Source organism: Streptomyces sp. NPDC049597 (assembly GCF_040675505.1).
Taxonomy (GTDB): domain Bacteria; phylum Actinomycetota; class Actinomycetes; order Streptomycetales; family Streptomycetaceae; genus Streptomyces.
On the sequence record NZ_JBFAOY010000016.1, the window covers coordinates 44979 to 69924 of the forward strand.

Genomic DNA, 24946 nt, shown 5'->3' on the forward strand with positions numbered 1-24946 from the left:
TCGTCGCCCCGGCACCTGCTGGTGCCGGGACGGATCCGGCCGCACGCTCAGGTCCTCTCCTCCGGATCAAGCTCCGGGACCGGGTCCCCGTCCTGCCCCGGAGCCGACGCCACCGCCCGTGCCCAGCGGTAGTCCGCCTTGCCGCTGGGCGAGCGCCGGATCTCGTCGGCGATCACCAAGCGGCGGGGGATCTTGTAGCCCGCGAGACGCCCGCGGCAGTGCGACCGCAGGTCCTCCAGAGTGAGCGCGGCGGCTCCCGCGCGCGGTTGGACCACCGCCGCCACACGATTGCCCCACCTTTGGTCCGGAACCCCGGCGACCAGCGCGTCGTACACGTCTGGATGGGACTTGAGGGCCTGCTCGACCTCCTCGGGATACACCTTCTCGCCGCCCGTGTTGATGCACTGCGAGCCGCGCCCGAGGACCGTGACGATGCCGTCCTCGTCGACGGTCGCCATGTCGCCGAGCAGCACCCACCGCTCGCCGTCGCGCCGGAAGAAGGTCTCCGCCGTCTTCACGGGGTCGTTGTAGTAGCCGAGGGGGACATGGCCGCGCTGCGCGATGCGGCCCGGCTCACCCGGCTTCACCGGCTCGTGGGTCGCCGGGTCGACCACCGTCGTACGTAAGTTGACCCGCAGCCGGAAGCCCCTGTCCGGGCCGGAGTCGTCGGTCGCGGTGCCGTTGAACCCGGACTCGGACGAGCCGAAGTTGTTCAGCAGCAGCACGTTCGGGGCCAGAGCGGCGAACTGGGCACGCACCGTCTCCGACATGATCGCGCCCGAGCTGGAGACGCTGAACACCGACGACAGGTCGCAGCCCTTCAGCGGACCGCTCAACGCGTCGACCAACGGCCTCAGCATCGCGTCCCCGACCAGGGACACACTGGTGACCTTCTCCCGCTCGATCGTGCGCAGCACCTCGTGGGGCACGAACTTGCGGTGCAGCACAACCCGCTGGCCGAAGTTGAACGCGATGAACGCCGTGAGCGTCGACGTGCCGTGCATCAGCGGAGGAGTGGGGAAGAAGGTGATGCCGTCGCCGCCCGCGGCGACCCGCTCGGCGAGTTCCCCGGGCGACGACACCGGCTCCCCGGTCGGCGCGCCGCCTCCGAGCCCCGAGAAGAACAGGTCCTCCTGGCGCCACATCACCCCCTTGGGCATGCCCGTCGTCCCGCCCGTGTAGATGATGAACTGGTCGTCCCCCGAACGCGGCGCGAACCCCCGCCCGGGGGACGCGGCCGTCTCTGCGTCGGCGAAGGGCACCGCGTCCAGCCGGGGCGCACCCTCGGGCGGTGTGCCGACACGCACCAGATGGCGGAGCCCCTCCGCACGGGGCAGGGCCCCGGCGACCCGCTCGGTGAACTCGGCGTCGAAGACGAGCGCCGCCAGGTCCGCGTCGCGGTAGAGGTGGACCAGTTCCTCCTCCACATAGCGGTAGTTGACGTTCACCGGCACGATGCGCGCCTTGAGGCAGCCGAGCACGGTCTGCAGGTACTCGACGCCGTTGTACAGGTGCAGGCCCAGGTGCTCGCCCGGCTCGAGGCCCGCGCCGATCAGGTGGTGGGCGATGCGGTTGGCCGCCGCGTCGAGTCCGGCGTAGGTGAGGCGGCGCTCGGCGCCCGTGCCGGGGTGGTCGAGGTACACCAGTGCCTCGCGGCCGGGAACCACGTCGACGACCGACTCGAACAGATCGGCAAGGTTGTACTCCACCGCTCCTCCTGTCCCCGGCGAACTCGGCCCGGCCGTCATTAGAGCGCCGTGCGGCACAAGGGGGAAGGCCCGCCGCACAACAAATCTGACTGGTTGTCAGAAAACTCTTGAACTGGCACCCGGCCTGCTGCAACCTGTTCCAGTCACCGGACGGGAGGCCCGCGCATGGGACGAGACGGCGGTACCGAACACCTCACCGTGCGGCGCGAAGGCGCCACACTGGTGCTCACGCTCAACAGGCCCGAGGCGAGGAACGCCCTGTCGACGGCGATGCTCGTCGGCCTGTACGACGGCTGGCTGCGGGCGGACGAGGACGACACCGTGCGCTCCGTCGTCCTCACCGGCGCGGGCGGCAGCTTCTGCGCCGGTATGGACCTCAAGGCGCTGGCCGGACAGGGGATGGAGGGGGAGCGGTACCGGGACCGGATGAAGGCCGATCCCGATCTGCACTGGAAGGCGATGCTCCGCCACCACCGCCCCCGCAAGCCGGTGATCGCCGCCGTGGAGGGCCACTGCGTGGCCGGCGGCACGGAGATCCTTCAGGGCACCGACGTGCGCGTCGCGGGCGAAGGGGCGACCTTCGGGCTCTTCGAGGTCCGTCGCGGACTGTTCCCGATCGGGGGCTCGACGGTACGGCTGCCGCGCCAGATCCCGCACACGCACGCCCTGGAGATGCTGCTCACCGGCCGCCCCTACAGCGCGGACGAGGCCCTGCGGATCGGACTCGTCGGCCGGGTCGTACCGGACGGCACCGCACTGGAGACCGCGCTCGCCATCGCCGAACAGATCAACGCCTGCGGCCCGCTCGCCGTGGAGGCCGTCAAGGCGTCCGTCTACGAGAGCGCCCACATGACCGAGGCGGAGGGCCTGGCCGCCGAACTCAAGAGAGGCCGGCCTGTCTTCGAGACGGCCGACGCGAAGGAGGGCGCGCGGGCCTTCGCCGAGAAGCGCGCGCCGGTGTACCGCCGGGCGTGACGTTTCCCCACCCCGCCCTTTCCCGTAACCGGGGCTCCGCCCCCGGACCCCCGCGCCTCATACGCCGGCGGGGCTGGATTTCGCTGCGCGACATCAGCCCGTCCGGGGGTCACTCCCCCTGGCTTCGCCACACGGCCGCCAGGCCGCAGGGGGAGATGGAGGACACCGCGCGAAGCGCGGTACGGGGTCCGGGGCTTGCCCCGGTTCCGGGAAGGGGCGGGGAGGGGGCAAGGCCCGCGCAGCGGCACCCGCTCGCCCACCCCCCGGCACAAGGAGCCCCCATGACCGCCACCCCCGCACTCACCGCGCCCCTCGTCGTCGAGTTCCCCTTCACCCGCTCCCTCGGCCCCGTCCAGAGCGCCTTCCTCACCGGCCTGCGCGAGACGACCGTCCTCGGCGTGCGCACCGGCGACGGCACGGTCCTCGTCCCGCCCGTCGAGTACGACCCCGTCACCGCCGACGAACTGCGCGACCTGGTCGAGGTCGGAGCCACCGGCACCGTCACGACCTGGGCCTGGAACCCGGACCCCCGACGCGGTCAGCCCCTCGCCACCCCCTTCGCCTGGGTGCTCGTCCGCCTCGACGGCGCCGACACCGCCCTGCTGCACGCCCTCGACGCCCCCGGCCCCGACGCCGTACGCACCGGCATGCGGGTGCGCATCCGCTGGGCCGCGCAGCGCACCGGCGCCATCACGGACATCGCCTGCTTCGAGCCGCACGCCGGGGGGCCGCACACCCCCGCGGCCGCCCGCCCGCACAGCGGCGTCTTCCCCGACCCCGTCACCGGCATCGTCGCGCCCGCCCGGCTCGACTACACCTACGCGCCGGGCCGCGCGCAGAGCGCCCACCTCACCGCGCTCGCCGAGCGCAGGATCGTCGGCGAACGCTGTCCGCGCTGCCGCAAGGTGTACGTCCCGCCCCGCGGCGCCTGCCCGACCTGCGCCGTGGCGACCTCCGAACAGGTCGAGGTCGGGCCCCGCGGCACAGTGACCACCTTCTGCGTCGTCAACATCAAGGCCACGCACACGGCGAACCTCGACATCGACGTGCCCTACGTCTACGCGCACATCGCCCTCGACGGCGCCGACCTGGCGCTGCACGGGCGCATCGGAGGCATCCCGTACGACCAGGTGCGCATGGGCCTGCGCGTCGAACCGGTGTGGCGGGACGGCGCGCGGCACCCCGATCACTACCGGCCGGCCGGCGAACCCGACGCCGACTACGACACGTACAAGGAGCTGCTGTGACGCGGTACGCCAGGGACGTGGCCATCGTCGCCTTCGCGCAGACCGACCACCGGCGCCGCACGGACGACGTCTCCGAGGTCGAGATGCTGATGCCGGTCCTCCATGACGTCCTCACCCGAACGGGCCTGACGACGGGCGACATCGGCTTCACCTGCTCCGGTTCCAGCGACTACCTCGCCGGACGCGCCTTCTCCTTCACGATGGCTCTCGACGGAGTCGGCGCCTGGCCGCCGATCAGCGAGTCGCACGTCGAGACCGACGGCGCCTGGGCGCTGTACGAGGCGTGGGTCAAGCTCCTGACCGGCGAGGCCGACACCGCGCTGGTCTACGCGTACGGCAAGTCCTCTGCCGGTGACGTACGCGCGGTGCTGAGCCGTCAGCTCGACCCGTACTACCTCGCCCCGCTGTGGCCCGACTCCGTCGCGCTCGCCGCGCTCCAGGCACAGGCGGTCATCGACGCCGGCATGGCCGACGAGTCCGCCTTCGCCGCGGTCGCGAGCCGCAGCCGTGCCGACGCGGCCGCCAACCCTCACGCTCAGCTCAAGGGCGACGTTCCCCCCGGCGGGCACCTCGTGCGGCCGCTCAGGGCCGCCGACTGCCCGCCGGTCGGCGACGGCGCGGCCGCGGTGATCCTCGCCGCCGGCGACACGGCCCGCCGGCTGTGCCCCCGGCCCGCGTGGATACGCGGCATCGACCACCGCGTCGAGGCCCACGCGCTCGGAGTGCGCGACCTCACCGACTCGCCCTCCACGCGCCTGGCCGCCCGGCACGCGGGCGCGTTCGAGCGGCCCGTCGACACCGCCGAACTGCACGCCCCGTTCAGTTCGCAGGAGATCGTCCTGCGGCGAAGTCTCGACCTCGACGACAGCGTGAGGGTCAACCCGTCCGGCGGAGCGCTCGCCGCCAATCCCGTGATGGCCGCGGGCCTGATCAGGCTCGGTGAGGCCGCCGCCCGCATCCACCGCGGCGCGTCGGACCGGGCCCTCGCCCACGCGACGTCCGGCCCGTGCCTGCAGCAGAACCTGGTCGCCGTCCTCGAAGGAGAGAGCTGACATGCCCCATGAGCCCGTGGCCGTCGTCGGCATCGGCCAGACCAAGCACGTCGCCGCCCGCCGTGACGTGTCCATCGCCGGACTCGTCCGCGAAGCCGCCGTGCGCGCCCTCGACGACGCCCAGCTGACCTGGGCCGGCGTCGACGCCGTCGTGATCGGCAAGGCCCCGGACTTCTTCGAGGGCGTGATGATGCCCGAGCTGTACCTCGCCGACGCCCTCGGCGCCGTCGGCAAACCCCTGCTCCGCGTCCACACCGCCGGATCGGTCGGCGGATCCACAGCGCTCGTCGCCGCAGGCCTGGTCGCCGCCCGTGTCCACGGCACGGTCCTCACGGTCGCCTTCGAGAAGCAGTCCGAGTCGAACGCCATGTGGGGCCTCTCGCTCCCCGTCCCCTTCCAGCAGCCCCTCCTCGCCGGGGCGGGCGGCTTCTTCGCCCCGCACGTACGCGCCTACATGCGGCGCACCGGCGCACCGGCGGCCATCGGCTCGCTCGTCGCCTACAAGGACCGCCGCAACGCGCTGAAGAACCCGTACGCCCATCTGCACGAACACGGCATCACCTTGGAGAAGGTCCAGGCGTCGCCCATGCTCTGGGACCCGGTGCGCTACTCCGAGACCTGCCCCTCCTCCGACGGGGCCTGCGCCATGGTCCTGACCGACCGCGCGGGCGCGGCCCGTTCCCCCGCGCCGCCCGCCTGGATGCACGGTGGCGCCATGCGCAGTGAGCCGACGATGTTCGCGGGCAAGGACTTCGTCTCCCCCCGGGCCGGCAAGGACTGTGCCGCCGACGTCTACCGGCAGGCGGGCATCACCGACCCGCGCCGCGAGATCGACGCGGTCGAGATGTACGTCCCCTTCTCCTGGTACGAGCCGATGTGGCTGGAGAACCTCGGCTTCGCCGACGAGGGCGAGGGCTGGAAGCTCACGGAGTGCGGTGCGACCGAGCTCGACGGCGATCTGCCGGTGAACCCGTCGGGCGGAGTGCTGTCCACCAATCCTATCGGCGCCTCCGGCATGATCCGCTTCGCCGAGGCGGCGCTCCAGGTGCGCGGCCAGGCGGGCGAGCACCAGGTCGACGGCGCCCGCAAGGCGCTGGGTCACGCCTACGGCGGCGGGTCGCAGTTCTTCTCCATGTGGCTCGTGGGAGCGGAACCGCCCGACGGCTGACGCGGCGCGCCACGCGTGCCCCGCGCTCTGTCCGCGACCGGGTGCCGTCGCTAGTCTGGCCCGGAGCCGATGCGGGAGGAGCAGGGACGTGGCCGAGAGCACCATCACCACTACCACGCAGACGTTTCCGGGCTGGGAGAAGCCGGAGCTCGATCTCAGCGGCGCCGACTGGCAGTCGGGCAGCCAGGGAGTGGGCGACGTCCAGATCGCCTTCGTCGAGGGCTTCATCGCGATGCGCAACAGCGGACGGCCCGGGAGCCCGTCACTGATCTTCACCCCCGCCGAATGGCGCGCCTTCGTGCTGAACGCGCGCGACGGCGAGTTCGATCTGACCTGAGCCGTCCGGGCGGCGTGTGCCGTCCGGCAGCGGGGTTACGGTGGTCCCCATGGCCGCGCACGCTCACCCGCTCGTACTCGACCTCGTCCTCACGATCCGCCACGACGGACGCGGGGGCGTGGCCGACGATCTGGCGGAGACGGCGGGGCTGACCGAGTGGGTCCGCCGGCACGCCGAGGAGCTCGACGGCGCGAGGGCGGCCGGGACAGCGGTCCCGGAGCCGTTCCATGCGGCGGCCTTCGTCGCCGACGAGGCGAGCCTGACCGCCGTACGCGATCTGCGGACCGCCGTCCGGTCGCTGTTCGCCCGGGCCGTGCGGCCGGGACCGCCGAGTCCCGCCGACACGCGGCGGCTGCTCCCCGAAGGCGAGGCCCTGGCTCGGCTCAACGGTGCCGCGGCGACCGTGCCCGTCGTGCCGCGGCTCGAGTGGGCGGACCACGGCGCGCCCGTCGTCGTGTCGCGGGCGGCCGGGACGGTTCCGGCGCGCGAGGCGCTGACCGCCGCCCTCGCCCGCGCCGCGATCGCCTTCCTCGCGAGCCCCGACCGCGAGCGGCTGCGAGCCTGCCACGCGCCGCGCTGCGTGCGGTACTTCCTCAAGGAGCACCCGCGCCAGGAGTGGTGCAAACCCTCGTGCGGCAACCGGGCGCGCGTCGCCCGCCACCACGAACGCCACCGGACGCCCACAGCCTGACCGCCCGGCCCGGAGCGCCCGCCCCCCCGGACCGTGCGATGCCCGAGGCCGGGCCGCGTCGGCGCATGCGCCGGACGGCCCCAGGACGAGGACCGGGCGCCGCGCCGCGCAGATGCCGCTCCGCAGTCGGGCGAGCCGCCGCCGGTCCCCGCCCTCGACGTGATGGGCGACGCCCGAAGCCCCGAAGCCCCGAAGCCCCGACCCCGGGCTCCCGGGCACCCGCGTCACGCGGACGTCTGGGTCGCGTCACGGGCCGGGCCCGCGGTGCCGTTGATCTTCTCGATGGCCTGGCGGGCGTGCTCACCCGGCGTGCGGGCCCCCAGCGACGAGACGGACGACGCCACCGGCGGCAGGGACGGGGCGGGATCGGGGGCGGGCTTGGCGTGCACCGCGGACCGGGTGCGCAGCCGCTGCCCCGCGGCCTCGTCCAGGCTCACCGGCCGCTGCATCCGGGCGGCGAGCCTGCCCGCCTCCTGACCGAGCGCCGCCACGTCCTCCCATGCCAGCCGGACCACGAGACGGAGCTCCGCCTCACCGTCGGGGAGTGCTTGCAGGTCGGGACTGATGCGGTCGTTCATGGGCTGATCCCTCACTGTCGGTACGGATCCTCGTCGGCGCTGTGCCGGTCACGGACAACGGTGCGCCCAGGGATACGGGCCCGAGGCCGTACGCGTTCAAGGCCGCCGCGGGCGGAGGAGCGCCCGCGGCGGCACGCGTCCCCCGCTCAAGCGAATGCGTCCCCCCGACCACGCGTGACAGGGCCCCCGCCCCGACTCGGCCGACCCCTCGCGGACACGTACCATGGCGGTTATGTCGTTTCTCCGCCGCCGCAGCGCCGCCACACCCGCGGGTCCGGACTTCGATGTCCTGGCCATGGACCCGGGCGACTGGCCCGGCAATCTCGGCGCCGGTCTGCTGCCCGCCCCCGACGGCAGCTGCCAGGGTGTCTTCCTGCGCTACGACCTCTTCGGCGGCCGCGGACCCGCGATGATCATCGGCAATCTCCCCGAGGGATCGCCCGCCCGCGAGGTCGAGGAGGGCGAGATCCCCTTCGAGGTCGCCCAACTGCTCATCGCCCTGGAGAACGACGAGCCCGTCGAGGTCGTCGACGTCGAGGACACGCCCGTGATGCAGGGCGACAACCTCCTGATCGTCCGGCGCGTCAAGCTCTCCGAAAGCCGCATCTCCTGCGTGCAGTTCGACCGCAGCGACAACGTGCTCGTCACGATCGCCAGCTGGGACCGCCCGATCACCGACGATCTGTACGCGCTGCTCAAGCCGCTCCCCGCGGAGCTCTTCCAGCAGGGCTGACACACTTTCCACCGGACTTCCCGGGGCGGCGCGCCCCCGGGAAGTTCCGTCCTCCGCGGTGACGGCCCGCGGCTACACGCGTACCTCCGCGCGCTGCGCGGGCAGCCCCAGCCGGAAGGCCGACGTACCGAGCCCGGTGGGTGTGCCCAGCCGCCACGCCGCCGCGCCCACGCGCAGATCCTCCTCGCGGTAACGCCGCACATTGCAGTGCCAGTTGAGGATGCCGGCGAGCCAGTCCTCCAGCTCGCGCACGTAGGCTGCCAACGCCGCCCTCGCCTCCTCGCTCAGCCCGAAGTCCTCGCACAGAAGCGGCAGTTCGTGCTCCTTGACGTACAGGAACTGCCGCAGCCGCGAGCGCATCAGCTCGTCCGTCATCGCGGCGGCCGTCGGGTAGTCGCAGTCGAAGAACTTCCTCACGACCAGGACGGCGTTGTGGACCTCGCCCTCGTACTCGATCTCCTTCTGGTACGAGAACAGGTCGTTGAGCAGACAGGCGTAGTCCGCCGCGGAGTTCTCCAGACCGCGCAGCGGACCGCTCGCGCAGATCTCCGGCGGGAGCTCGCCCTCGTGGCGCAGCCTGGCCAGGCTCATGGTCAGGTCCGAGCCGAACGTCAGGCGGCGCATCTCCATGTAGTCGACCGGGTCGGGCACACGGTGCTGCGCCTGGTTGTGCAGCTCCCACAGCCAGCTGTCCAGCATGACGTCGACCGCCCTGCGCAGGGACAGCCGGGCGCCGGGCGACATCGGCCCCGCCGTGCGGGCCCACAGGTCGGCGAGGCCGCGCTCCATCGGGGCGACCGCGAGGGCGGCACCCGCCTCCGGCTCGTCGACCGGCATGCACGCCTTCAGCCGCTCGTTCGACAGCCTCGCCCCCACGAGGTCACGCGCCCTGCCGTGGACCAGCGGATAGTAGTCGTCGCCGTACGTCCCCCACGTCAGCCATTCGGCACTGAGCTCCAGCTCCTCCGCAGTGGCGTCCGGGTCGAGGCCGGCCGAGCACAGCGCGAAGTCGAAACCGGCGAGCTTCGCCTCGTCCCAGATGTCGTTCAGCAGCCCCATGCGCCCTGCCCAGGCCAGCGACCTGGCGCGCGCGTCGTCCAGATGAGGGCTGAGCGTCAGCGGGAACGGCAGGTCGAACTCCGGCAGCCACGACGGTCCCACTCGTTCGGGACGGTGCGTGAGCGTGCGCAGCCGGGCCCTCGCGGGGCGGCCGAACAGCGTCCTGATGTCGAGTGCCGACAGGCCGAGCCCCCCGTCGAGCGGCCCCGGCCCGGTGTCCACGCCCTGGTTCATGTAGCGGCTGGAGCGCATGTGCCACTCGTGGCCGCCGGACTGCCAGTCCTGGAGCCCCTTGGTGTAGGCGGCGATCGCCGCGCACTGCGCCGGGCTCAGCCCCTTCTCCGCGCACAGGGCGGGCACCTCGGTGAGCGCGGTGTTCTCGAACTGCTGGACACGGGAGGTCAGCAGGTCGTTGACCGCATCCGCCGCCTCCTGTGTCGTGCAGCCGAGGAAGGTCTCCAGGACCAGCACCCCGTTGCTGTTCTCGCCCTCCTCCTCCACCTCGCGCTGGTACGAGAACAGGTCGTTGCGCAGGTGCACCGCGTCCGAGAACGTGTCGCGCAGGACCCGCAGCGGGCGCGAGTGCGCGACGGACTCGGGGACCTCGGCGCCGGCCGCGTACTCCACGAGTCCGGCCGACCAGGGGGCGCCGCCGACCTTGCGGCGCATCTCGATGTACTCGAGGGGGTTCGCGATCCGGCCCTCGTCGATGTTGGAGAGCTCCCACATCGACTCGTTGAGCAGGCTCTCGGTGGCGCGTGCGAAACGGGCGCGCCAAGCGGGGGACATGGCGGGTACGGTGCGCGCCCACAGATCGGCGAGGCCCGCCTCGACCGGGTTCGTCGGCTCGGGCGTCCCACGGGAGGGGTCCATCGGCATGAACGCCGGCAGCCGGTCGAGGTACGCCTTGCCGCCCGCCCTGTCCCGGGTGCGCTTGAAGACCTCCAGGAAGTGGTCGTCGAAGAAGAAGACCCACACGTACCAGTCCGTGACCAGACTCAGCACATCCGCGCCGCAGTCCGGATGCGTGCAGGCGCACAGCAGCGCGTAGTCGTGGGCCGCGAGGTCGCTCTCCTGCCAGATGCCGGACCCCTCCAGCATCCCCATGTGCCGTGCCCACCGGGTCGTGTGCTGCCGTGCCTCCTCCACGTGCGGGTTGAGCCGTGCCGGATGCGGCACGTAGAAATCCGGCAGTTCGAAGGGCTGTGCCATAGGACTCGGGGGCCTTTCGGTGAGCAGGGACGCGGACCGGCGTGATCGGCCCAGCCCTACCCGTCACCCGACGGGCGCACGCAACCGGACGATTAGTCGTACAAGCCCTCAAAAGGGGAGCGGGGTGTCGCCGACCCCCCGTGACCGGTGACACCCCGCAGTTCGCCGCCCGGTGCTACCGGTCCCTCACCTCCACGTCGGAGGCCTTCACGAACGCCACCCGGTGCCCGAACTGGACCTCGTAGTACATCTCCTGGCCGCGCACCACCCGGTGTCCGGCCGTGTCGAACGTCGTCGCGTACAGGTACTCGCCCGGCAGCAGGTCACCGACCACGTACTCCTGGCCCGCCCGCAGCCTGTACGGCAGCGGCGAGACCGACTGCACCGGCACCCCCGCCGGATAGGCCGACGCCTCCGGGTACGCCCGCCCGTACACCGGGACCTCGGCGAGCCCGTCCCTCGGTGTCAGCACCCGGGCCCGGGCGGGCACCGCCGTCGGCTCCGTCCGCGGATTGTGGAACCACGCCTTCTGGCCCAGGTACCAGATCGCCGTCCAGTCGCCCTCGCGGCCCGCCACCGCGTACTGCTGCCCGGTCGAGGCCCGCGCCCCCGTGTCGTTCACCCCGGTCGTCGAGTCCTGACCGCCCGGCCGCAGCCCGATGTCCTTGACCAGCGGTGCGCTCTCGCTCGGCGCGGTGTGCAGCCGGACCGCACCCGAACCGTGCGGCGTGCACGCCTCTCCCGCCTTCGTGCAGCCCGTGTAGAGCGGCCGGTTGGCGTCGTAGTCGGGCCGGATGGTGACCACGCGGCTGTCCGGGGCGGCCTCGGGCGTGAACGGCCGGCCCAGCAGCGTGAAGTAGTGCGCCCAGTCCCAGTACGGCCCGGGGTCGGTGTGCATTCCCCTGATCGTGGCCGCGGTCGTCCCCGGCACGTTGTCGTGGCCCAGGATGTGCTGACGGTCCAGCGGGACGTCGAACCGGTGGGCGAGGTAGCGCACCAGCCGCGCCGAGGTGCGGTACATCGCCTCCGTGTACCAGGCATCGGGGGACACCAGGAACCCCTCGTGCTCCAGGCCCACCGACTTGGCGTTCACGAACCAGTTCCCGGCATGCCAGGCCACGTCCTTGAGCGGCACGTGCTGGGCGATGTGCCCGTCCGAGGAGCGCAGCGAGTACTGCCACGACACGTACTGCGGGTTCTGCACGAGGCGCAGGGTGGTGTCCCACGTCGCCTCGGTGTCGTGGATGACGATGTACTCCACCGACTGCGACGCCGGCCGATCCGCCTTGTCGTGGTTGCCGTAGTCGCCCTGGCCGAACTCCTCGTAGGGCGCCGGGATCCATTCGCAGGCCACCGAGGGCGGGCACTCCGTCCGGGCCGCGTCGGCGGTGCGCAGACCCAGGGCCGCCACCTGCGCACGGTCCGGCGCCACATCGGGGTCGGCCGCGAGAACCATGTGCTGGCCGCTGTCCGTCGTGCGCGCCTGGCCCGTGCGGATCACGTCGAACACGTCGTCGGCGTACGTCGTCGCCGTCGCCACGTCGTCCGCACCCGAGAACCGTGCCACCGCGCCGTACCACTGCGCCGGATCGTCGCTCGCCGGCCGGCCCAGCGACTTCTGCGCGTCGGCGAGCAGCGCGGCCCCGCCGCGCACGTTCGCCGCCGGGTTGTCGCGCAGCTCTGAGGGGTCGATGCCCGACACCTGCGCCGCCCGCTCCAGCGTGCGCAGCCGCGTCGGCAGCGAGGCCGTCTCCGGCAGCGCCGCGTCGTCCCCCGCGCGCACCGGACGCGCCTCGTCACCCCGCGCGTCCTCCGCGCCGTGCGAATGGTGCGGCGCCTCGGCCAGCGCGGTCCGCGCGTCGGTCAGGTGCATGGGGCCGTAGCCCCCGGTGACGCTGGCGGCCCCACCGTGCGCGTCCCAGCGCGACTGCAGGTACGACACGCCGAGCAGCACGCTCTGCGGCACGCCGAACTCCTCGGCGGCCGCCGCGAATTCGCTCTGCAGCGCCGACGGCGAAGGGCGCCCGTCGGCGGTCGCCGACGGCCCCGAGGAGAGCAGGGGCAGGAGCAGAGCGGCAGCGGCCACCGCCGCGCCCGCTGTCCACGCCTGCCGGCGGGTGCTTCTGGAACGCGCGAGGGCGAATCCTTGCAAGGCAGCCTCCCAGGACGGATGGTGCGCGGCCGGACCGTTAAGGGGTACCGGCTTGCGAACGATCCGTCAATCATGCTTCAGAGCCGGGAATTTGCACGTCAGCCGCCGTATCGGCGAGTTTCGCGGCGGCAGTTCGCGGGCCTGCGGCGTGTCAGTGGCATGGACCAATGTCCGGGTCGGCGGGCGGCCCACGCGGACCGCCACGAGACACGCGTCGTCGTGCACAGAGGCACGTACTCCTCCGCGAGCCGGTCCACGATTCGCTGAGCGGTACGCTCGCCGCACCACACAGCTGAGGTGAGCCAGGGGAACCTGCGACCGTGCGCCGCCGTACGAGGCAGGCTCGCGCGCCGGTTCGCCGGGACGGAGCAGGTCGGTGGCCCCGTGGACCCACCGACGACAGCGCGCTGCGCCCCCGGTGCGTCGGCACCGGGCGCGCAGCGCGCTTCCCCCTCGTCCGGCGGTCAGCGGGTGCCGACCGCCGCGCGCACGGCCCGGCGGGCCAGTGCGCAGTCGTCGTGCAGTCGGCGCAGAAGCAGCCGCTGCTCCTCCCCGGCCGCGAGCCCCGCCGCAGGCGCCTGGCCCCCGACGACGGGCGGCGCCTCCCGCATCGTGCGCTGCACGGCCGTCTCGTACGTACGGATCTCCCGTGTCAGCACGAGCATCAGATTCACCAGGAACGCGTCCCGTGCCGCCGTCCCGGACTGCTGGGCCAGCTGGCTGATCTGACGACGTGCCACCGGGGCGTCCCCGAGGACCGCCCACAGCGTCGCCAGGTCGTACCCGGGCAGGTACCAGCCCGCGTGCTCCCAGTCCACGAGGACCGGACCGGTGGGGGAGAGCAGGATGTTCGACAGCAGCGCGTCACCGTGGCAGAACTGGCCCATCCCCTGTCGGCCGCCCGCCTGGGCGAGGCCGTGGAGCAGCTTCTGCAGGTCGCCGAGGTCCCGGTCCGTGAACAGCCCCAGCTCGTGGTAGCGGGAGATCCGCGAGCCGTAGTCGAGCGGCGCGTCGAACATCCCGGCGGGCGGTCGCCACGAGTTGAGCCGGACGACGGCGCCGAGTGCCGCGCGCACGTCAGCCCTCGGCGGCGCCTCGAAAGGATGCCGGGCCAGGGCCGCGGGGCGGCCGGGCATCCGCTCGATCACGAGCGTGCAGTTCTCCGGGTCGGCGGCGATGAGCCGGGGAACCCGGACCGGCGGCCGGTGCCGCACGAACGCACGGTAGGAAGCTATTTCGTGGCGGAGCGACTCCGCCCACGCGGGAGAGGGGTCCAGTAAGCACTTGGCGACCGCGGTGGTGCGCCCCGTCGTTCCGACGATGAGCACGGAACGTCCGCTGCGGCGCAGCACCTGCACCGGATTGAACTCCGGGCAGATCCGGTGCACCGACGCGACAGCCTTGCGCAGCTGGGCGCCCTGCGGGCCGGACAAGTCGATTCTCCCGCTGACGGGGTGGCCGACCGCACCGGCGGGCATGCGCGCCCGGCCGGTGCGAGCGGGAGCGAGATACGGTCCGGAGCCGGCCGGGACAGCCGGACGCTGCGGCCGGGGCGGGGCGGACACGGAGGACGATGCTGTGTACATGGGAGATACAGACCCCTTCGTGTGCCGACAGGTTGCCTGCGCTGCCCCGCTCCGGACGTACCGGAGGCAACACCCTGGGGAATGTGCCCCTGGCAGCCGGAGCGAGGTGGCGCGTTCCTACCTGACACCGGGTCGCGGGTGGCACACCATCTGGCGGACCCTGGCGAACCCTGGCGAATAGTCGCCGGCCCTATGACAGGGGGTACGGTCAACTCAGCCGAGAACCTGGGGGCTTGACGTGAGCGGAGAACCCAATACCCGCCTGAGCGACCTGTTCGGCCTGGCCGGCTGGTCCAAGGGCGAACTCGCGAGACTCGTGAACCGGCAGGCGGCGGCCATGGGCCACCCCCAACTGGCGACCGACACCTCGCGCGTACGGCGGTGGATCGACATGGGGGAGTCCCCGCGCGATCCCGTGCCGAAGGTGCTGGCGGCCCTGTTCACCGAGCGACTCGGTCGTGTCGTGACCATCGAGGACCTCGGGTTCGCACGGAACGGGCGAGCGGCGAAGCGGCGGGACGTCCAGGGCACTGACAACCCTGACGGTCTGCCGTGGGCGCCCGACCGTACGGCAGCGGTCCTCACCGAATTCACGGGAATGGACCTCATGCTCAACCGACGCGGCCTGGTGGGTGCCGGCGCGGCACTCGCCGCGGGCTCAGCACTCAGCAGCGCCATGCACGACTGGCTCAAGACCGACCCCGGCACCTCCCAGCACCCCTCCTTCACCGCCGATCCGCTGCACGCCGACCCCGCTGGGTACGATCGCTACGAGGCCGCCCCCATCGGGTCGCAGGAGATCGAGGCACTGGAGCGCTCCGTCGAGGTGTTCCGCGCCTGGGACGCCGCCCGCGGCGGCGGACTGCAGCGCAAGGCGGTCGTGGGCCAGCTGAACGAGGTGGGCGGCATGCTCGCCTACCGCCACCCCGACCACCTCCAGCGGCGCCTGTGGGGCGTCGCCGCCAATCTCGCCGTCCTCGCGGGCTGGATGTCCCACGACGTCGGCCTGGAGCCCACCGCCCAGAAGTACTTCGTCATCGCCGCGCACGCGGCGCGCGAGGGCGGCGACCGACCCCGCGCCGGCGAGGCGCTGTCCCGTGCCGCCCGCCAGATGGTGCACCTGGGCCGACCCGACGACGCCCTTGACCTGATGAAGCTCGCCAAGTCGGGCTCGGGGGAGCAGACCCTGCCCCGTACCCAGGCCATGCTGCACACCATCGAGGCGTGGGCGCAGGCGTCCATGGGCCAGGGGCAGGCCATGCGCCGCACCCTCGGGGAGGCCGAGGAGCTCTTCGTCTCCGACAAGGGCGATGTGCCGCCGCCGAGTTGGATGCAGATGTTCGACGAAGCGGACATGCACGGCATGCAGGCGCTCGCCTACCGCACGCTGGCCGATCACGATCCGTCGGTCGCGGGCATCGCCCAGCGGCACGCCAAGCAGGCGCTTGAGCTGCGCGAGGGCGGGCGCCAACGCTCCAAGATCTTCGACTACATCTCGCTGGCATCGGCGTGCTTCATCGCCGACGACCCGGAGCAGGCCGACCGTTACGCCAGGCTCGCGCTGGTGTCGATGGGGGAGACCTCCTCGCACCGGACGTGGGACCGGCTGCGCGAGATGTACCGGCTCACCGGGCAGTACGCGGGCTACGCGAAGATCGAGGACCTGCGCGAGGAGATCCAGGTGGCGCTTCCCGCCGACCCGTCGACGAAGCGCAGAAGCACGCGGATCTGACCCGGCGGGAGCACGGAACCAGCGGGCCCGGCGGCGGGAGCGCCGAAGCTCTCGTACATGACGCTGCTCGTGGCCGACGGCGGGTGTGCTGAAGCCCCTGCCCCCGACGGCGGGTGCGCCGTCTTCGGAAGGCGGCCGACCCAGGGGGCATCCGCCTCGCCCGTCCTACGCGCTCACCTTCGCCACCAGTACACACGCGGCGCCCCGGCGCTCGCCCTGACCGAATTCCTCCACCACGACCCTGACGCCTTCCTGCGCGTCACGCACCGCGGTGAGCCGTGCTGCCAGTGCCGTCAGCCGGTCCGCCGCGTCATCGGCGTCCTGTGGTCCCGAACCCGTACGCGTCACCCCGTCGGTGTGCAGGACCAGCACGTCGCCCGGCCGAAGGGTCACTTCGCCCTGCTCGTACGATGCGCCGCTGGTGGCTCCCAGCAGCACTCCGTCCAGTGCCGACAGAGCGCGCCCCGTCCCGTCGCGGAACAGCACTGGGGCGGGGTGTCCGGCCTGTGCCCAGGTCACCACGTGGGTGGCGGGGTCGTAGCGGCAGCACACCGCGCTGCCGAGGGCGCACTGGGTGGAGGTGTCGAGCAGCCGGTTCAGATGGACCATGAGCTGTCCCGGGTGGACACCCGCCACGGCCATGCCCCGCAGGGCCCCCAGCAGCATGGCCATCGACGACGCGGCCGCCACTCCGTGACCGGTGAGGTCGCCGACACTCAACAGCCACGCTCCGTCCGGCAGTTGCAGCGCGTCGTACCATTCACCGCCGGTGAGGGCGCCCTCGTCCGAGGGAAGGTGGTGCGCGGCGATGTCCAAGGACGTGGGACTGCCGGGCGGGTACCGGAGCGAGCCGCGCCACGGCGGCAGCACGGCCGCCTGCATCTCGACGGCGAGCCGGCGCTCGGTCCGCTCGATGTGTTGCTGCCGTTGCAGCGAGTCCCGGGTCTCACGTACCGCCCGCTGACTGCGCCGCAGTTCGCTGACGTCGCGCAGGACGGCCCACATGGAGGCCGTCGAGCCGTCGGAGTCGAGGACGGGCTCGCCCATCATGTGCACCGTGCGGACGCGGCCGTCGGGCCGCACCATGCGGAACTCGCCGTCGATGGGCCGGCCGTCGACCAGACAGTCCGTCACCATCGCCGTGAGAAGGGGCTGGTCCTCGGCGAACACGACCGAGGGCAGCTCGTCCAGGGACATGGGTCCGGCCGCGGGGTCGCGGCCGAGGATCTGGAACAGCTCGTCGGACCAGCTCACCTCGTCGGTCAGCAGGTTCCACTCCGCGCTGCCGACCCGGCTGAGCAGCGAGCCGCTCCCGGCCGCGCTGTCCGCCTCGTACGCGGCGAGCTCGTCGGCGATCGCGTCGGCCGTCGCCGGCGGCAGGCCCTCCTTGAGCTGGTCCAGGTGCGCGCCCAGGTCGTCGAGGTGATGGACGGCGAGATCGTAGAGTGCGCGCTGCCATCGTCCCTGCGGGTCGTCGTCGGCGCCCACCGTGTCCTGGCGCACCGCGTCCACGTCTCCGCGCAGCATGCGGGTGCGGGTGATGAGCGCGTCGACGGCGCCGCGCTCGGGCGGTTGGGCGGGACGGTCCGCGAACAGATGGGACGGCATGTCGAACTCCGATACAGGCACGGCCACGGCCAGACCGATACAGGGACCGGATACGACTGTTGCACAGGCGGCGATGGGCCGTAAGCCGTTTGGCAACACTCGATCCGGTGGTGCCTTTGGCACATGCCAGCGGCGCTCCGGTCCTTCGTCATTGCGTTCGGGCCGCCTTGTCGCGGCGCACCCGCAGGGGCGGGCGGTATCCGTGGCTGATGTGATGCCTGTGGCGGAAGCTGTCTCGTGAAGGCATGGGCATATGCCGTGGTCCGATGCGTGTGCGCGGGAAGCGGTGGGGCGCGCGAACGCCGCCACCGGTTCCCGGCTCATGGGTCCGAGGCGCCGTCGGCGGGCATGTCATACTCGTACTATGAATGAGCCCCTTACCGTCGCGGCCCGCGGTCCGGGCGGCAAGCGGCGCCGCGAAGCGGTGCGGATCCTCAGGGCGACCGCGCGGGACGCCGGTCGGCTGACCCGTATGGTGCGCGGTTCCCGTGCCTACGAGGGGCACTACGCGGCCATGGTGGCCGGGTACCGCGTGGGCCCCGACTACATAGAGGCGCACGAGGTCCATCTCGCGGTCGGCGACGAGGGCCGGTTGCTCGGCTTCTACGCCCTCGTCATGTCGCCGCCCGAGCTGGACCTGATGTTCGTCGCCGACGACGCCCAGGGCCTCGGTGTCGGGCGGCTGCTGATCGCCCACATGAAGGACCGGGCCCGTGACGCCGGCCTCGGATCCGTCCGCGTGGTGTCCCATCCGCCCGCCGAGGGCTTCTACCTGAGTGTGGGCGCCCGCCGTACGGGCACGGTGCCGGCCGCACCGCCGGCGGTGCTGTGGGACCGGCCGGAGCTGCTGTTCACGGTGGAGTGACCGCGGGCGCGGCCGGAGTCACTCCAGGAGTCGCTCGCGCAGCCGTGTGATCGCCTTCTCCTCCAGGCCGACGTGTTGGGTGACGTAGGAGCGCAGTGAGCCGTACGTGCCGGTCAGATCCGCGAGGAACAGCCGGATGACGTCCTCGGGAGCCCGGCCGTAACCGGGCCAGCGCAGTTCCCGCCCCGGGTGGGCGGCCCGCCAGTCCGCGATCAGCCGTGCGGTGGCCAGCTCGGTCAGCGCGAAGTCCGCCGCGATGTCGTCGTCGCCGACGCCCAGCAGCCCGAGCAGCACGGCGGCCAGCAGTCCCGTGCGGTCCTTGCCGGAGGCACAGTGGAAGACGAGCGGGCCCTGCTCTTCGGCGATGATCTCCAGGGCCCGGCGCAGTTCGTCCCTGCCGTCGAGGGCCACTTCGGCGAACCGGTCGGCCAGGTGGCGCCAGGGGTCCACATCGGGGGAGATGTCCGCCTGGTCGTAGGGCCGGTGCTCCACGCTCAGGTTGTGGTAGGCGCCGACATCACCGTGCGGGACGCGGCCCTTGGCGTCGATCTCCCACGGGTAGCGCAGGTCGATCACGGTGCGTATGCCCAGGGAGCGGAATCGTTCGCGGTCGGCGCCCGCCAACTTGCCGAGCGAGTCGGAGCGGTAGAGCAGGCGCCACCTCACCGTTCGGCCGTCGGCGGCCCGATAGCCGCCCAAGTCCCGGAAGTTGTGCAGCCGTTCGAAGGTCACATGTCTGTCCACGCCGTCACCTTATGATCACCGGCCGCCGTTTCGGGGGCGGACAGTGCGTGAGGGGGAGCGCTTTCGTGCCGGGGCCCGGGTGCCGCTGTCGTTCCCGCTCCGTGAGGCCCGGCATCACGATTCGGGCGTAATGTGACACAAAGCGGGCCGGTCCCGCCGGCGCGCAGCAGTCAGCCCCGGTGGAAGGGAGCGGCCATGCCGAGCACCGAGACACAGCCCGTGACGGACCCGGCGAAGCAGGAGGCGTTCGCCGCGGACGTGGTCGACGTGCTGAACAAGGGCGCCCTCGCGCTCCTGACCAGCGTCGGTCACCAGACGGGACTCTTCGACACCCTGGCCGGGCTGCCTCCCTCGACCAGCGACGCGATCGCCGAGGCTGCGGGCCTCGACGAGCGGTACGTGCGCGAATGGCTCGGCGGCATGGTCGTCGGGGGCTTCGTCGAGTACGACCCCGGCGGGCACACGTACCGGCTGCCGCCCGAGCACGCCGCCTCGCTGGTCAGCGCCGCCGGACCGGACAACCTCGCCGGCATGATGCAGTACATCGCCCTGATGGGCGAGGTCGAGCAGCAGGTGGTGCGCTCCTTCCGCGAAGGCGGCGGCGTGCCGTACTCGGCGTACCCGCGCTTCCAGGCCCTCCAGGCGGAGGAGACCGCCCGCGTCTACGACCATGGCCTCGTCGACACCGTCCTCCCGCTCGTTCCCGGCCTCACCGACCGGCTGAGCTCAGGGATCGACGTGCTCGACGTGGGCACCGGGCAGGGGCACGCGCCGATCGTGATGGCCAAGGCGTTCCCGGCGAGCAGGTTCCTCGGCCTCGACCAGTCCGAGGCCGGCATCGCCGCCGGACGTGCCGAGGCCGCCGAGCTGGGGCTCGGGAACGTGGAGTTCGTCCTCGGCGACTCGACGGAGGTCACCGGACAGTACGACCTGATCACCGCGTTCGACGTGATCCACGATCTGGCGAAGCCCGCCCGCACGCTGGCGGTGATCGCCAAGTCGCTGCGCGGGGGCGGCACCTTCCTCATGGCGGACATCGCCGCCTCCAGCAGACTGGAGAAGAACGTCGGCCATCCGTTCGGGCCCGCGCTCTTCGGCTTCAGCGTCTTCTACTGCATGACGACCTCGCTCAGCACCGGCGGAGCGGGCCTGGGCACGGTCTGGGGCCAGGAGACGGCCGAACGCATGCTGACCGAGGCGGGCTTCCGGTCCGTCGACGTGCGGTCCGTCGAAGGCGACCCGCTGAACGTCTACTACATCGCCAGGACGAGCTGAACGGCGGGAGCCGGACGGGCGGTCGGCGCCGCGGGACGGCGAACTCGCGGGCTTGGCACGGCTCCTGACGGCCACCGTTCGTGAGGCCCGCGTGCCTGGCCGGTGGGGACGGGGCGCAGGCCGGTGCCGCCCGTCCCGGCGCGCGCCCGGGCCGTCGAGGTGGCGGCCGGGCGGTTCAGTCGCGGTCGACGAGAGCGGGCACGCCCGGCGTCAGGGGCTGCTCCGTCCAGATCACCTTGCCGTTCGCGGTGTACCGCGTACCCCAGCGCTTCGCGAACTGGGCCACGAGAAACAGCCCCCGGCCCCCCTCGTCCGTGATCGCCGCCTGCCGCAGATGGGGTGAGGTGCTGCTGTGGTCCGCCACCTCGCAGATGAGGCTGCGGTCGCGGATCAGCCGTACCTGGATGGGTCCGTCGGCATAACGGATCGCGTTGGTCACCAGCTCACTGAGGATCAGTTCCGTGGTGAAGGCTTCCTCGACGAGGTCCCATGCGGCCAGCTTCCGCGACACCGAGGCCCGCACTTCCCGTACGGCGGCGGGGTCCGGCGGCACGTCCCACTGGGCCACGCGGTCCGACGTCATGACGCGCGTACGTCCCACGAGCAGCGCGATGTCGTCGCGCGGACGGTCCGGCACCAGCGCCGCGAGGACCGCCTCGCAGGTCGCCTCGGGTGTCCGGTCGCCGTCGTGGTCCAGGGTGCGGCGCAGCATCTCCAGGCCCTCGTCGATCTCGCGCTCGCGGTCCTCGACGAGCCCGTCGGTGTAGAGGACCAGCCGGCTGCCCTCGGGCAGCCGCAGTTCGAGGGTCTCGAACGGCAGGCCGCCCAGCCCCAGCGGCGGACCGCCCGGCACGTCGGCGAACTCGGCCGTTCCGTCCGGGAAGACCATCGCGGGCTGGAGATGGCCGGCCCGCGCGATGCTGCAGTTCCCGGAGACGGGATCGTAGATCGCGTAGATGCAGGTGGCCCCGGTGACCGACGCGTCCACACCGTCGTCCGTCTCGTCCTGGTCGATACGGGCCACCAGTTCGTCGAGGTGCCACAGCAGTTCGTCCGGCGGCAGGTCCAGACTCGAGAAGTTGTGCACCGCGGTGCGCAGCCGCCCCATCGTCGCCGCCGCGTGCAGTCCGTGCCCGACCACGTCCCCCACCACGAGCGCCACGCGAGCCCCCGGCAGCGGGATGATGTCGAACCAGTCGCCGCCCACTCCGCCGAGGCCGCCGAGCCCGGCCTGGGCCGGCCGGTAGCGGTACGCCATGTCCAGCGCGGTCTGTTCCGGCAGGCCCCGGGGAAGCAGGCTGCGCTGCAGCGTCACCGCCATGGTGTGCTCGCGCGTGTAGCGGCGTGCGTTGTCGACGCTCACCGCGGCACGCGCCACCAGCTCCTCCGCGAGCGACAGGTCCTCGGCCTCGAACGGCTCCGTCGTCCCGGCCCGCCAGAACATCGCGACCCCAAGCACCACACCCCGCGCCCGAAGCGGCACCGCGATCATCGAGTGCATCCCGTAGTCGACCAGTTGCGGCGCCCGCACCGGGTCCTGACGCTGCCAGCCGGTGAAGGCGGACAGATCCGTCTCCAGGACGGCGTCGCCCTTGACGAGTCCCGAACCCAGCGGCGTCGTGGGCAGGAAGCGGATCGCATGACCGACCGGATACAGAGCGGTGCCGTCGGGGCCGCTGAACGCCGTGCGCCGCATGTCGACGTCCACACCGGTGGCGACCGGCTCCTCGCCGCGCAGCACGGCCTCCGCCAGGTCGACGGTGGCGAAGTCGGCGAACCGGCCGGCGGCGAACTCGCACAACTCCTCGCAGGTGCGCACCACGTCGAGCGTCGTGCCGATCTCCGTGCCCGCGTCGTACAGCATCTTCAGCCGGCCCCGGGCCACATCGACCCGTCCGGTCAGCGCCTGGAGTTCCGTGGTGTCCCTGAACGTCGCGACCGTGCCCGGCGGCCCGCCCGCCTGGTCCGTCGAGCGCTGGTTGACGGCGAGCAGCCGGTTGCCGACCGGGACGACCTCGTCGGTGGCGATGCGGCCGGACGCCAGGAGATGTGCGGTGCGCGGTTCGAGGCCGAGGTCGCCGACCGGGGAGCCGTCCACGTCGGCCGGCAGGCCGAGCAGCCGGCGTGCCTCGTCGTTGGCCAGCAGCAGCCGGCCGTCCCCGCCCACGATGACGACCCCCTCGCGGACGGCGTGCAGGACGGCGTCGTGGTGTTCGTACATCCGGGTCATCTCGGCGGGCCCCAGGCCGTGGGTCTGACGGCGCAGCCTGCGGGTGACCAGGGCGGTGCCGCCGGTCGTCAGCAGCAGGACCCCCGCCGCGGAGCCGAACAGAAGGGGGAACTGGTCCTCCACGACGCCGCTGACGCGTTCGATGGTGATGCCCGCGGACACCAGGCCCACGACCTTGCCGTCACTCGCCCGGATCGGGACGACGGCCTGCACGAGCGGCCCGATCGTCCCGACGATCTTCTCGGTGACGACTTCGCCCGCCAGGGCCGGAGCGAAGTTGCCGACGAACTTCTTGCCGATGCGGTCGGTGAGGGGGTGCGTGTAGCGGATGCCCTCGGTGTTGAAGACGACGATGAAGTCGACCCCCGAGCGTTTGCGTGCCTCCTCGGCCCGCGGCTGGAGCACGGCGGTCGGGTCCGGGGAGGCGAGGGCCTCGGCGACGCCGGGCGCGTTCGCGAAGGTCTCGGCCACGGCGACGGACCGGTTGCGGGCCTCTCGTTCGCTGTCGGTGCGGGACTGGAGCACGAGAGCCGCCATGGCCGCGGCGACGAGCAACACCACGATCGCCACCTGCAGGAGAAAGACCTGACCTGCGACAGTTCGCATCCGCAGAACCGAGCGCGGGCGGCCGTAGCGTCCGGCCATATGCTCTTTCTACACCTCCCGCACAAGGTGGGCGAACCGCGCAGGGCGGAGCGAAGCACCCGCGTTCACGTCGCTGTGCCGCAGGTCGCTCAAGCATGCCAACCCGGCCGGTTGTGACCAAGGTCTTCGCACAACTCCGTGTCCAGGGGCCGCCGGAGGGGGCCTTGGGGACGTGTCGTTGTGGGCGGTCGTGTCACGGTACGGAGCGTTTCCTCACTCTCTCCCGGCAACGAGGCGGGCCGCGGCCTGCCGGGCGTGCAGGGCGGCATGCGGGTCACCGGTGATCCCGGCGGTCGCCATCGCGCCCTCGGCGAGCAGCCGCAGATGCTCGGCGGTGTCGGCGGGCAGACCGGCGTCGCCCACCAGCCCGGTCAGATAGTCCTTGAACGCCTGTTTGTGTGCCCTGGCGCGCGCTGCGACCGCGGGTGACGTCGTGCCGAGTTCCCCGTAGCCGTTGATCCAGGCGCAGCCGCGGAAGCCGGGCTCGCGGAACCACGCGTACAGCCAGTCGAAGACCGCCAGGATCCGCTCCCGGGGGTCCGCCGAGCGCTCGACGTGGGAGGCGAGCGCTTCCCGCCAGCGCAGGTCGCGACGCTCCAGGTAGGCGTCGACGAGCTGTTCCTTGTTGGGGAAGAGCTGGTAGAGGCGCTTGAGGGAGACGCCGGACGCGGTGCGGATCGCGTCCATGCCGACCGCCTGCACGCCCCGGGAGTAGAACAGCTCCTCGGCCGCGTCCAGTGCCTGCTTCCTGGCGGTCGCGCTGTCCATGACGACTACCCCTCCTTGACCCGAGAACCAGCGTTCTCTACGGTAGCAGCGCCGTTGGAGAACGATCGTTCTCCGCATGTGGAGCGCCTGCTCGCACGGCGCCGTGCCCGATGGAGGAACCATGACCACCCGCCCGCCGCTGCCGCCCTTCACCGCCGAGACCGCGGCCATGAAGGTCCAGGCGGCCGAGGACGCCTGGAACACCCGCGACCCGCACCGCGTCGCGCTCGCCTACACACCGGACTCGGTCTGGCGCAACCGGGACGTCTTCGTCACCGGACGCGCGGCCGTCATCGAGTTGCTGACTCACAAGTGGGACCGCGAACGGGACTACGCACTGCGCAAGGAGCTGTGGGCGTACGACGGCGACCGGATCGCCGTCCGCTTCCAGTACGAGAGCCGCGACGCCGCCGGTCAGTGGTGGCGCTCCTACGGAAACGAACTGTGGGAGTTCGACGCCCACGGTCTGATGGCGCGCCGGGAGGCGAGCATCGACGACGTCGCCATCACCGAGGAGGAACGGCGCATCTTCGGCCCGAGGCCGCCCGCCGAACACGGTGTGCCGTTCCCTCTGGCCTGA

20 protein-coding genes are annotated in these 24946 nt (G+C 72.2%); 11 read left to right on the forward strand and 9 right to left on the reverse strand.

Annotation, left to right across the window (positions count from 1 at the left end; translation table 11 throughout):
- Window positions 1-47: 47 nt before the first annotated feature.
- On the reverse strand, window positions 48-1709 hold the full coding sequence (locus AB0K02_RS19580; RefSeq protein ID WP_365993704.1) for an acyl-CoA synthetase: 1662 nt from the start codon (window positions 1707-1709) through the stop codon (window positions 48-50).
- 165 nt (window positions 1710-1874) lie between these two features.
- On the opposite strand from AB0K02_RS19580, the gene AB0K02_RS19585 reads away from it, so the two are divergent.
- The 6 genes from AB0K02_RS19585 to AB0K02_RS19610 all read left to right on the forward strand — a co-directional run bounded on the left by AB0K02_RS19585 (window position 1875) and on the right by AB0K02_RS19610 (window position 7179).
- Window positions 1875-2684: a crotonase/enoyl-CoA hydratase family protein gene (locus tag AB0K02_RS19585; RefSeq protein WP_365993705.1), complete on the forward strand. Its 810-nt coding sequence runs from the start codon at window positions 1875-1877 to the stop codon at window positions 2682-2684.
- A gap of 281 nt (window positions 2685-2965) precedes the next feature.
- Window positions 2966-3931 carry an OB-fold domain-containing protein gene (locus AB0K02_RS19590; RefSeq protein ID WP_365993706.1) on the forward strand — a complete coding sequence of 322 codons (966 nt, stop codon included), beginning with the start codon at window positions 2966-2968 and terminating at the stop codon, window positions 3929-3931.
- Window positions 3928-4983, forward strand: a complete 1056-nt coding sequence (locus AB0K02_RS19595; RefSeq protein ID WP_365993707.1) for a thiolase domain-containing protein — start codon at window positions 3928-3930, stop codon at window positions 4981-4983. Before AB0K02_RS19590 ends, AB0K02_RS19595 begins: the two co-directional genes overlap by 4 nt.
- A gap of 1 nt (window position 4984) precedes the next feature.
- Complete coding sequence (locus AB0K02_RS19600) at window positions 4985-6151, forward strand: thiolase domain-containing protein (RefSeq protein WP_365993708.1); 1167 nt, start codon at window positions 4985-4987, stop codon at window positions 6149-6151.
- 88 nt (window positions 6152-6239) lie between these two features.
- A complete protein-coding gene (locus tag AB0K02_RS19605; RefSeq protein ID WP_365993709.1) occupies window positions 6240-6488 on the forward strand; it encodes a DUF397 domain-containing protein in 249 nt (82 codons plus the stop codon).
- Window positions 6489-6537: 49 nt separating this feature from the next.
- Window positions 6538-7179: a CGNR zinc finger domain-containing protein gene (locus tag AB0K02_RS19610; protein WP_365993710.1), complete on the forward strand. Its 642-nt coding sequence runs from the start codon at window positions 6538-6540 to the stop codon at window positions 7177-7179.
- A gap of 224 nt (window positions 7180-7403) precedes the next feature.
- Here the strand turns inward: AB0K02_RS19610 and AB0K02_RS19615 are convergent, their stop codons facing one another.
- On the reverse strand, window positions 7404-7757 hold the full coding sequence (locus AB0K02_RS19615) for a hypothetical protein (protein WP_365993711.1): 354 nt from the start codon (window positions 7755-7757) through the stop codon (window positions 7404-7406).
- Window positions 7758-7989: 232 nt separating this feature from the next.
- Between AB0K02_RS19615 and AB0K02_RS19620 the strand changes: the two genes are divergently transcribed.
- Complete coding sequence (locus AB0K02_RS19620; RefSeq protein ID WP_177147993.1) at window positions 7990-8490, forward strand: hypothetical protein; 501 nt, start codon at window positions 7990-7992, stop codon at window positions 8488-8490.
- A 72-nt stretch (window positions 8491-8562) separates the two neighbouring features.
- Here AB0K02_RS19620 and AB0K02_RS19625 read toward each other — a convergent pair whose 3' ends face one another.
- The 3 genes from AB0K02_RS19625 to AB0K02_RS19635 all read right to left on the reverse strand — a co-directional run bounded on the left by AB0K02_RS19625 (window position 8563) and on the right by AB0K02_RS19635 (window position 14499).
- Entirely contained in the window at window positions 8563-10761 is a 2199-nt protein-coding gene (locus tag AB0K02_RS19625; RefSeq protein WP_365993712.1) for a germacradienol/geosmin synthase, read from the reverse strand.
- Window positions 10762-10936: 175 nt separating this feature from the next.
- Window positions 10937-12847, reverse strand: coding sequence for a peptidoglycan recognition family protein (locus AB0K02_RS19630; protein WP_365993800.1), 1911 nt, complete (start codon window positions 12845-12847; stop codon window positions 10937-10939).
- A gap of 530 nt (window positions 12848-13377) precedes the next feature.
- Window positions 13378-14499 carry an aminoglycoside phosphotransferase family protein gene (locus AB0K02_RS19635; protein ID WP_365993713.1) on the reverse strand — a complete coding sequence of 374 codons (1122 nt, stop codon included), beginning with the start codon at window positions 14497-14499 and terminating at the stop codon, window positions 13378-13380.
- A gap of 238 nt (window positions 14500-14737) precedes the next feature.
- Between AB0K02_RS19635 and AB0K02_RS19640 the strand changes: the two genes are divergently transcribed.
- A complete protein-coding gene (locus tag AB0K02_RS19640) occupies window positions 14738-16231 on the forward strand; it encodes a hypothetical protein (RefSeq protein WP_365993714.1) in 1494 nt (497 codons plus the stop codon).
- Between the two features lie 165 nt (window positions 16232-16396).
- Here AB0K02_RS19640 and AB0K02_RS19645 read toward each other — a convergent pair whose 3' ends face one another.
- Complete coding sequence (locus tag AB0K02_RS19645) at window positions 16397-17839, reverse strand: SpoIIE family protein phosphatase (RefSeq protein ID WP_365993715.1); 1443 nt, start codon at window positions 17837-17839, stop codon at window positions 16397-16399.
- Window positions 17840-18203: 364 nt separating this feature from the next.
- Here AB0K02_RS19645 and AB0K02_RS19650 point away from each other — a divergent pair, with 364 nt between their 5' ends.
- Complete coding sequence (locus AB0K02_RS19650; protein WP_365993716.1) at window positions 18204-18704, forward strand: GNAT family N-acetyltransferase; 501 nt, start codon at window positions 18204-18206, stop codon at window positions 18702-18704.
- Window positions 18705-18722: 18 nt separating this feature from the next.
- Here the strand turns inward: AB0K02_RS19650 and AB0K02_RS19655 are convergent, their stop codons facing one another.
- Window positions 18723-19448 carry a tyrosine-protein phosphatase gene (locus AB0K02_RS19655; RefSeq protein ID WP_365993717.1) on the reverse strand — a complete coding sequence of 242 codons (726 nt, stop codon included), beginning with the start codon at window positions 19446-19448 and terminating at the stop codon, window positions 18723-18725.
- 195 nt (window positions 19449-19643) lie between these two features.
- Here AB0K02_RS19655 and AB0K02_RS19660 point away from each other — a divergent pair, with 195 nt between their 5' ends.
- Window positions 19644-20723 carry a class I SAM-dependent methyltransferase gene (locus tag AB0K02_RS19660; RefSeq protein WP_365993718.1) on the forward strand — a complete coding sequence of 360 codons (1080 nt, stop codon included), beginning with the start codon at window positions 19644-19646 and terminating at the stop codon, window positions 20721-20723.
- 175 nt (window positions 20724-20898) lie between these two features.
- Here AB0K02_RS19660 and AB0K02_RS19665 read toward each other — a convergent pair whose 3' ends face one another.
- Together AB0K02_RS19665 and AB0K02_RS19670 are read right to left on the reverse strand one after the other, a co-directional pair.
- Window positions 20899-23598, reverse strand: coding sequence for a SpoIIE family protein phosphatase (locus AB0K02_RS19665; protein WP_365993719.1), 2700 nt, complete (start codon window positions 23596-23598; stop codon window positions 20899-20901).
- 213 nt (window positions 23599-23811) lie between these two features.
- Window positions 23812-24366, reverse strand: coding sequence for a TetR/AcrR family transcriptional regulator (locus AB0K02_RS19670; RefSeq protein WP_365993720.1), 555 nt, complete (start codon window positions 24364-24366; stop codon window positions 23812-23814).
- Window positions 24367-24487: 121 nt separating this feature from the next.
- Between AB0K02_RS19670 and AB0K02_RS19675 the strand changes: the two genes are divergently transcribed.
- Window positions 24488-24946, forward strand: a complete 459-nt coding sequence (locus AB0K02_RS19675) for a nuclear transport factor 2 family protein (protein WP_365993721.1) — start codon at window positions 24488-24490, stop codon at window positions 24944-24946.

Bases quoted from the DNA above. Each gene is read 5' to 3' on its own strand.
- AB0K02_RS19660 (WP_365993718.1), top strand. From the start codon at position 19,644: ATGCCGAGCACCGAGACACAGCCCGTGACGGACCCGGCGAAGCAGGAG.
- AB0K02_RS19625 (WP_365993712.1), bottom strand. From the start codon at position 10,761: ATGGCACAGCCCTTCGAACTGCCGGATTTCTACGTGCCGCATCCGGCA.
- AB0K02_RS19620 (WP_177147993.1), top strand. From the start codon at position 7,990: ATGTCGTTTCTCCGCCGCCGCAGCGCCGCCACACCCGCGGGTCCGGAC.
- AB0K02_RS19610 (WP_365993710.1), top strand. From the start codon at position 6,538: ATGGCCGCGCACGCTCACCCGCTCGTACTCGACCTCGTCCTCACGATC.
- AB0K02_RS19600 (WP_365993708.1), top strand. From the start codon at position 4,985: ATGCCCCATGAGCCCGTGGCCGTCGTCGGCATCGGCCAGACCAAGCAC.
- AB0K02_RS19635 (WP_365993713.1), bottom strand. From the start codon at position 14,499: ATGTACACAGCATCGTCCTCCGTGTCCGCCCCGCCCCGGCCGCAGCGT.
- AB0K02_RS19675 (WP_365993721.1), top strand. From the start codon at position 24,488: ATGACCACCCGCCCGCCGCTGCCGCCCTTCACCGCCGAGACCGCGGCC.
- AB0K02_RS19665 (WP_365993719.1), bottom strand. From the start codon at position 23,598: ATGGCCGGACGCTACGGCCGCCCGCGCTCGGTTCTGCGGATGCGAACT.
- AB0K02_RS19650 (WP_365993716.1), top strand. From the start codon at position 18,204: ATGAATGAGCCCCTTACCGTCGCGGCCCGCGGTCCGGGCGGCAAGCGG.
- AB0K02_RS19645 (WP_365993715.1), bottom strand. From the start codon at position 17,839: ATGCCGTCCCATCTGTTCGCGGACCGTCCCGCCCAACCGCCCGAGCGC.
- AB0K02_RS19615 (WP_365993711.1), bottom strand. From the start codon at position 7,757: ATGAACGACCGCATCAGTCCCGACCTGCAAGCACTCCCCGACGGTGAG.
- AB0K02_RS19590 (WP_365993706.1), top strand. From the start codon at position 2,966: ATGACCGCCACCCCCGCACTCACCGCGCCCCTCGTCGTCGAGTTCCCC.
- AB0K02_RS19670 (WP_365993720.1), bottom strand. From the start codon at position 24,366: ATGGACAGCGCGACCGCCAGGAAGCAGGCACTGGACGCGGCCGAGGAG.
- AB0K02_RS19585 (WP_365993705.1), top strand. From the start codon at position 1,875: ATGGGACGAGACGGCGGTACCGAACACCTCACCGTGCGGCGCGAAGGC.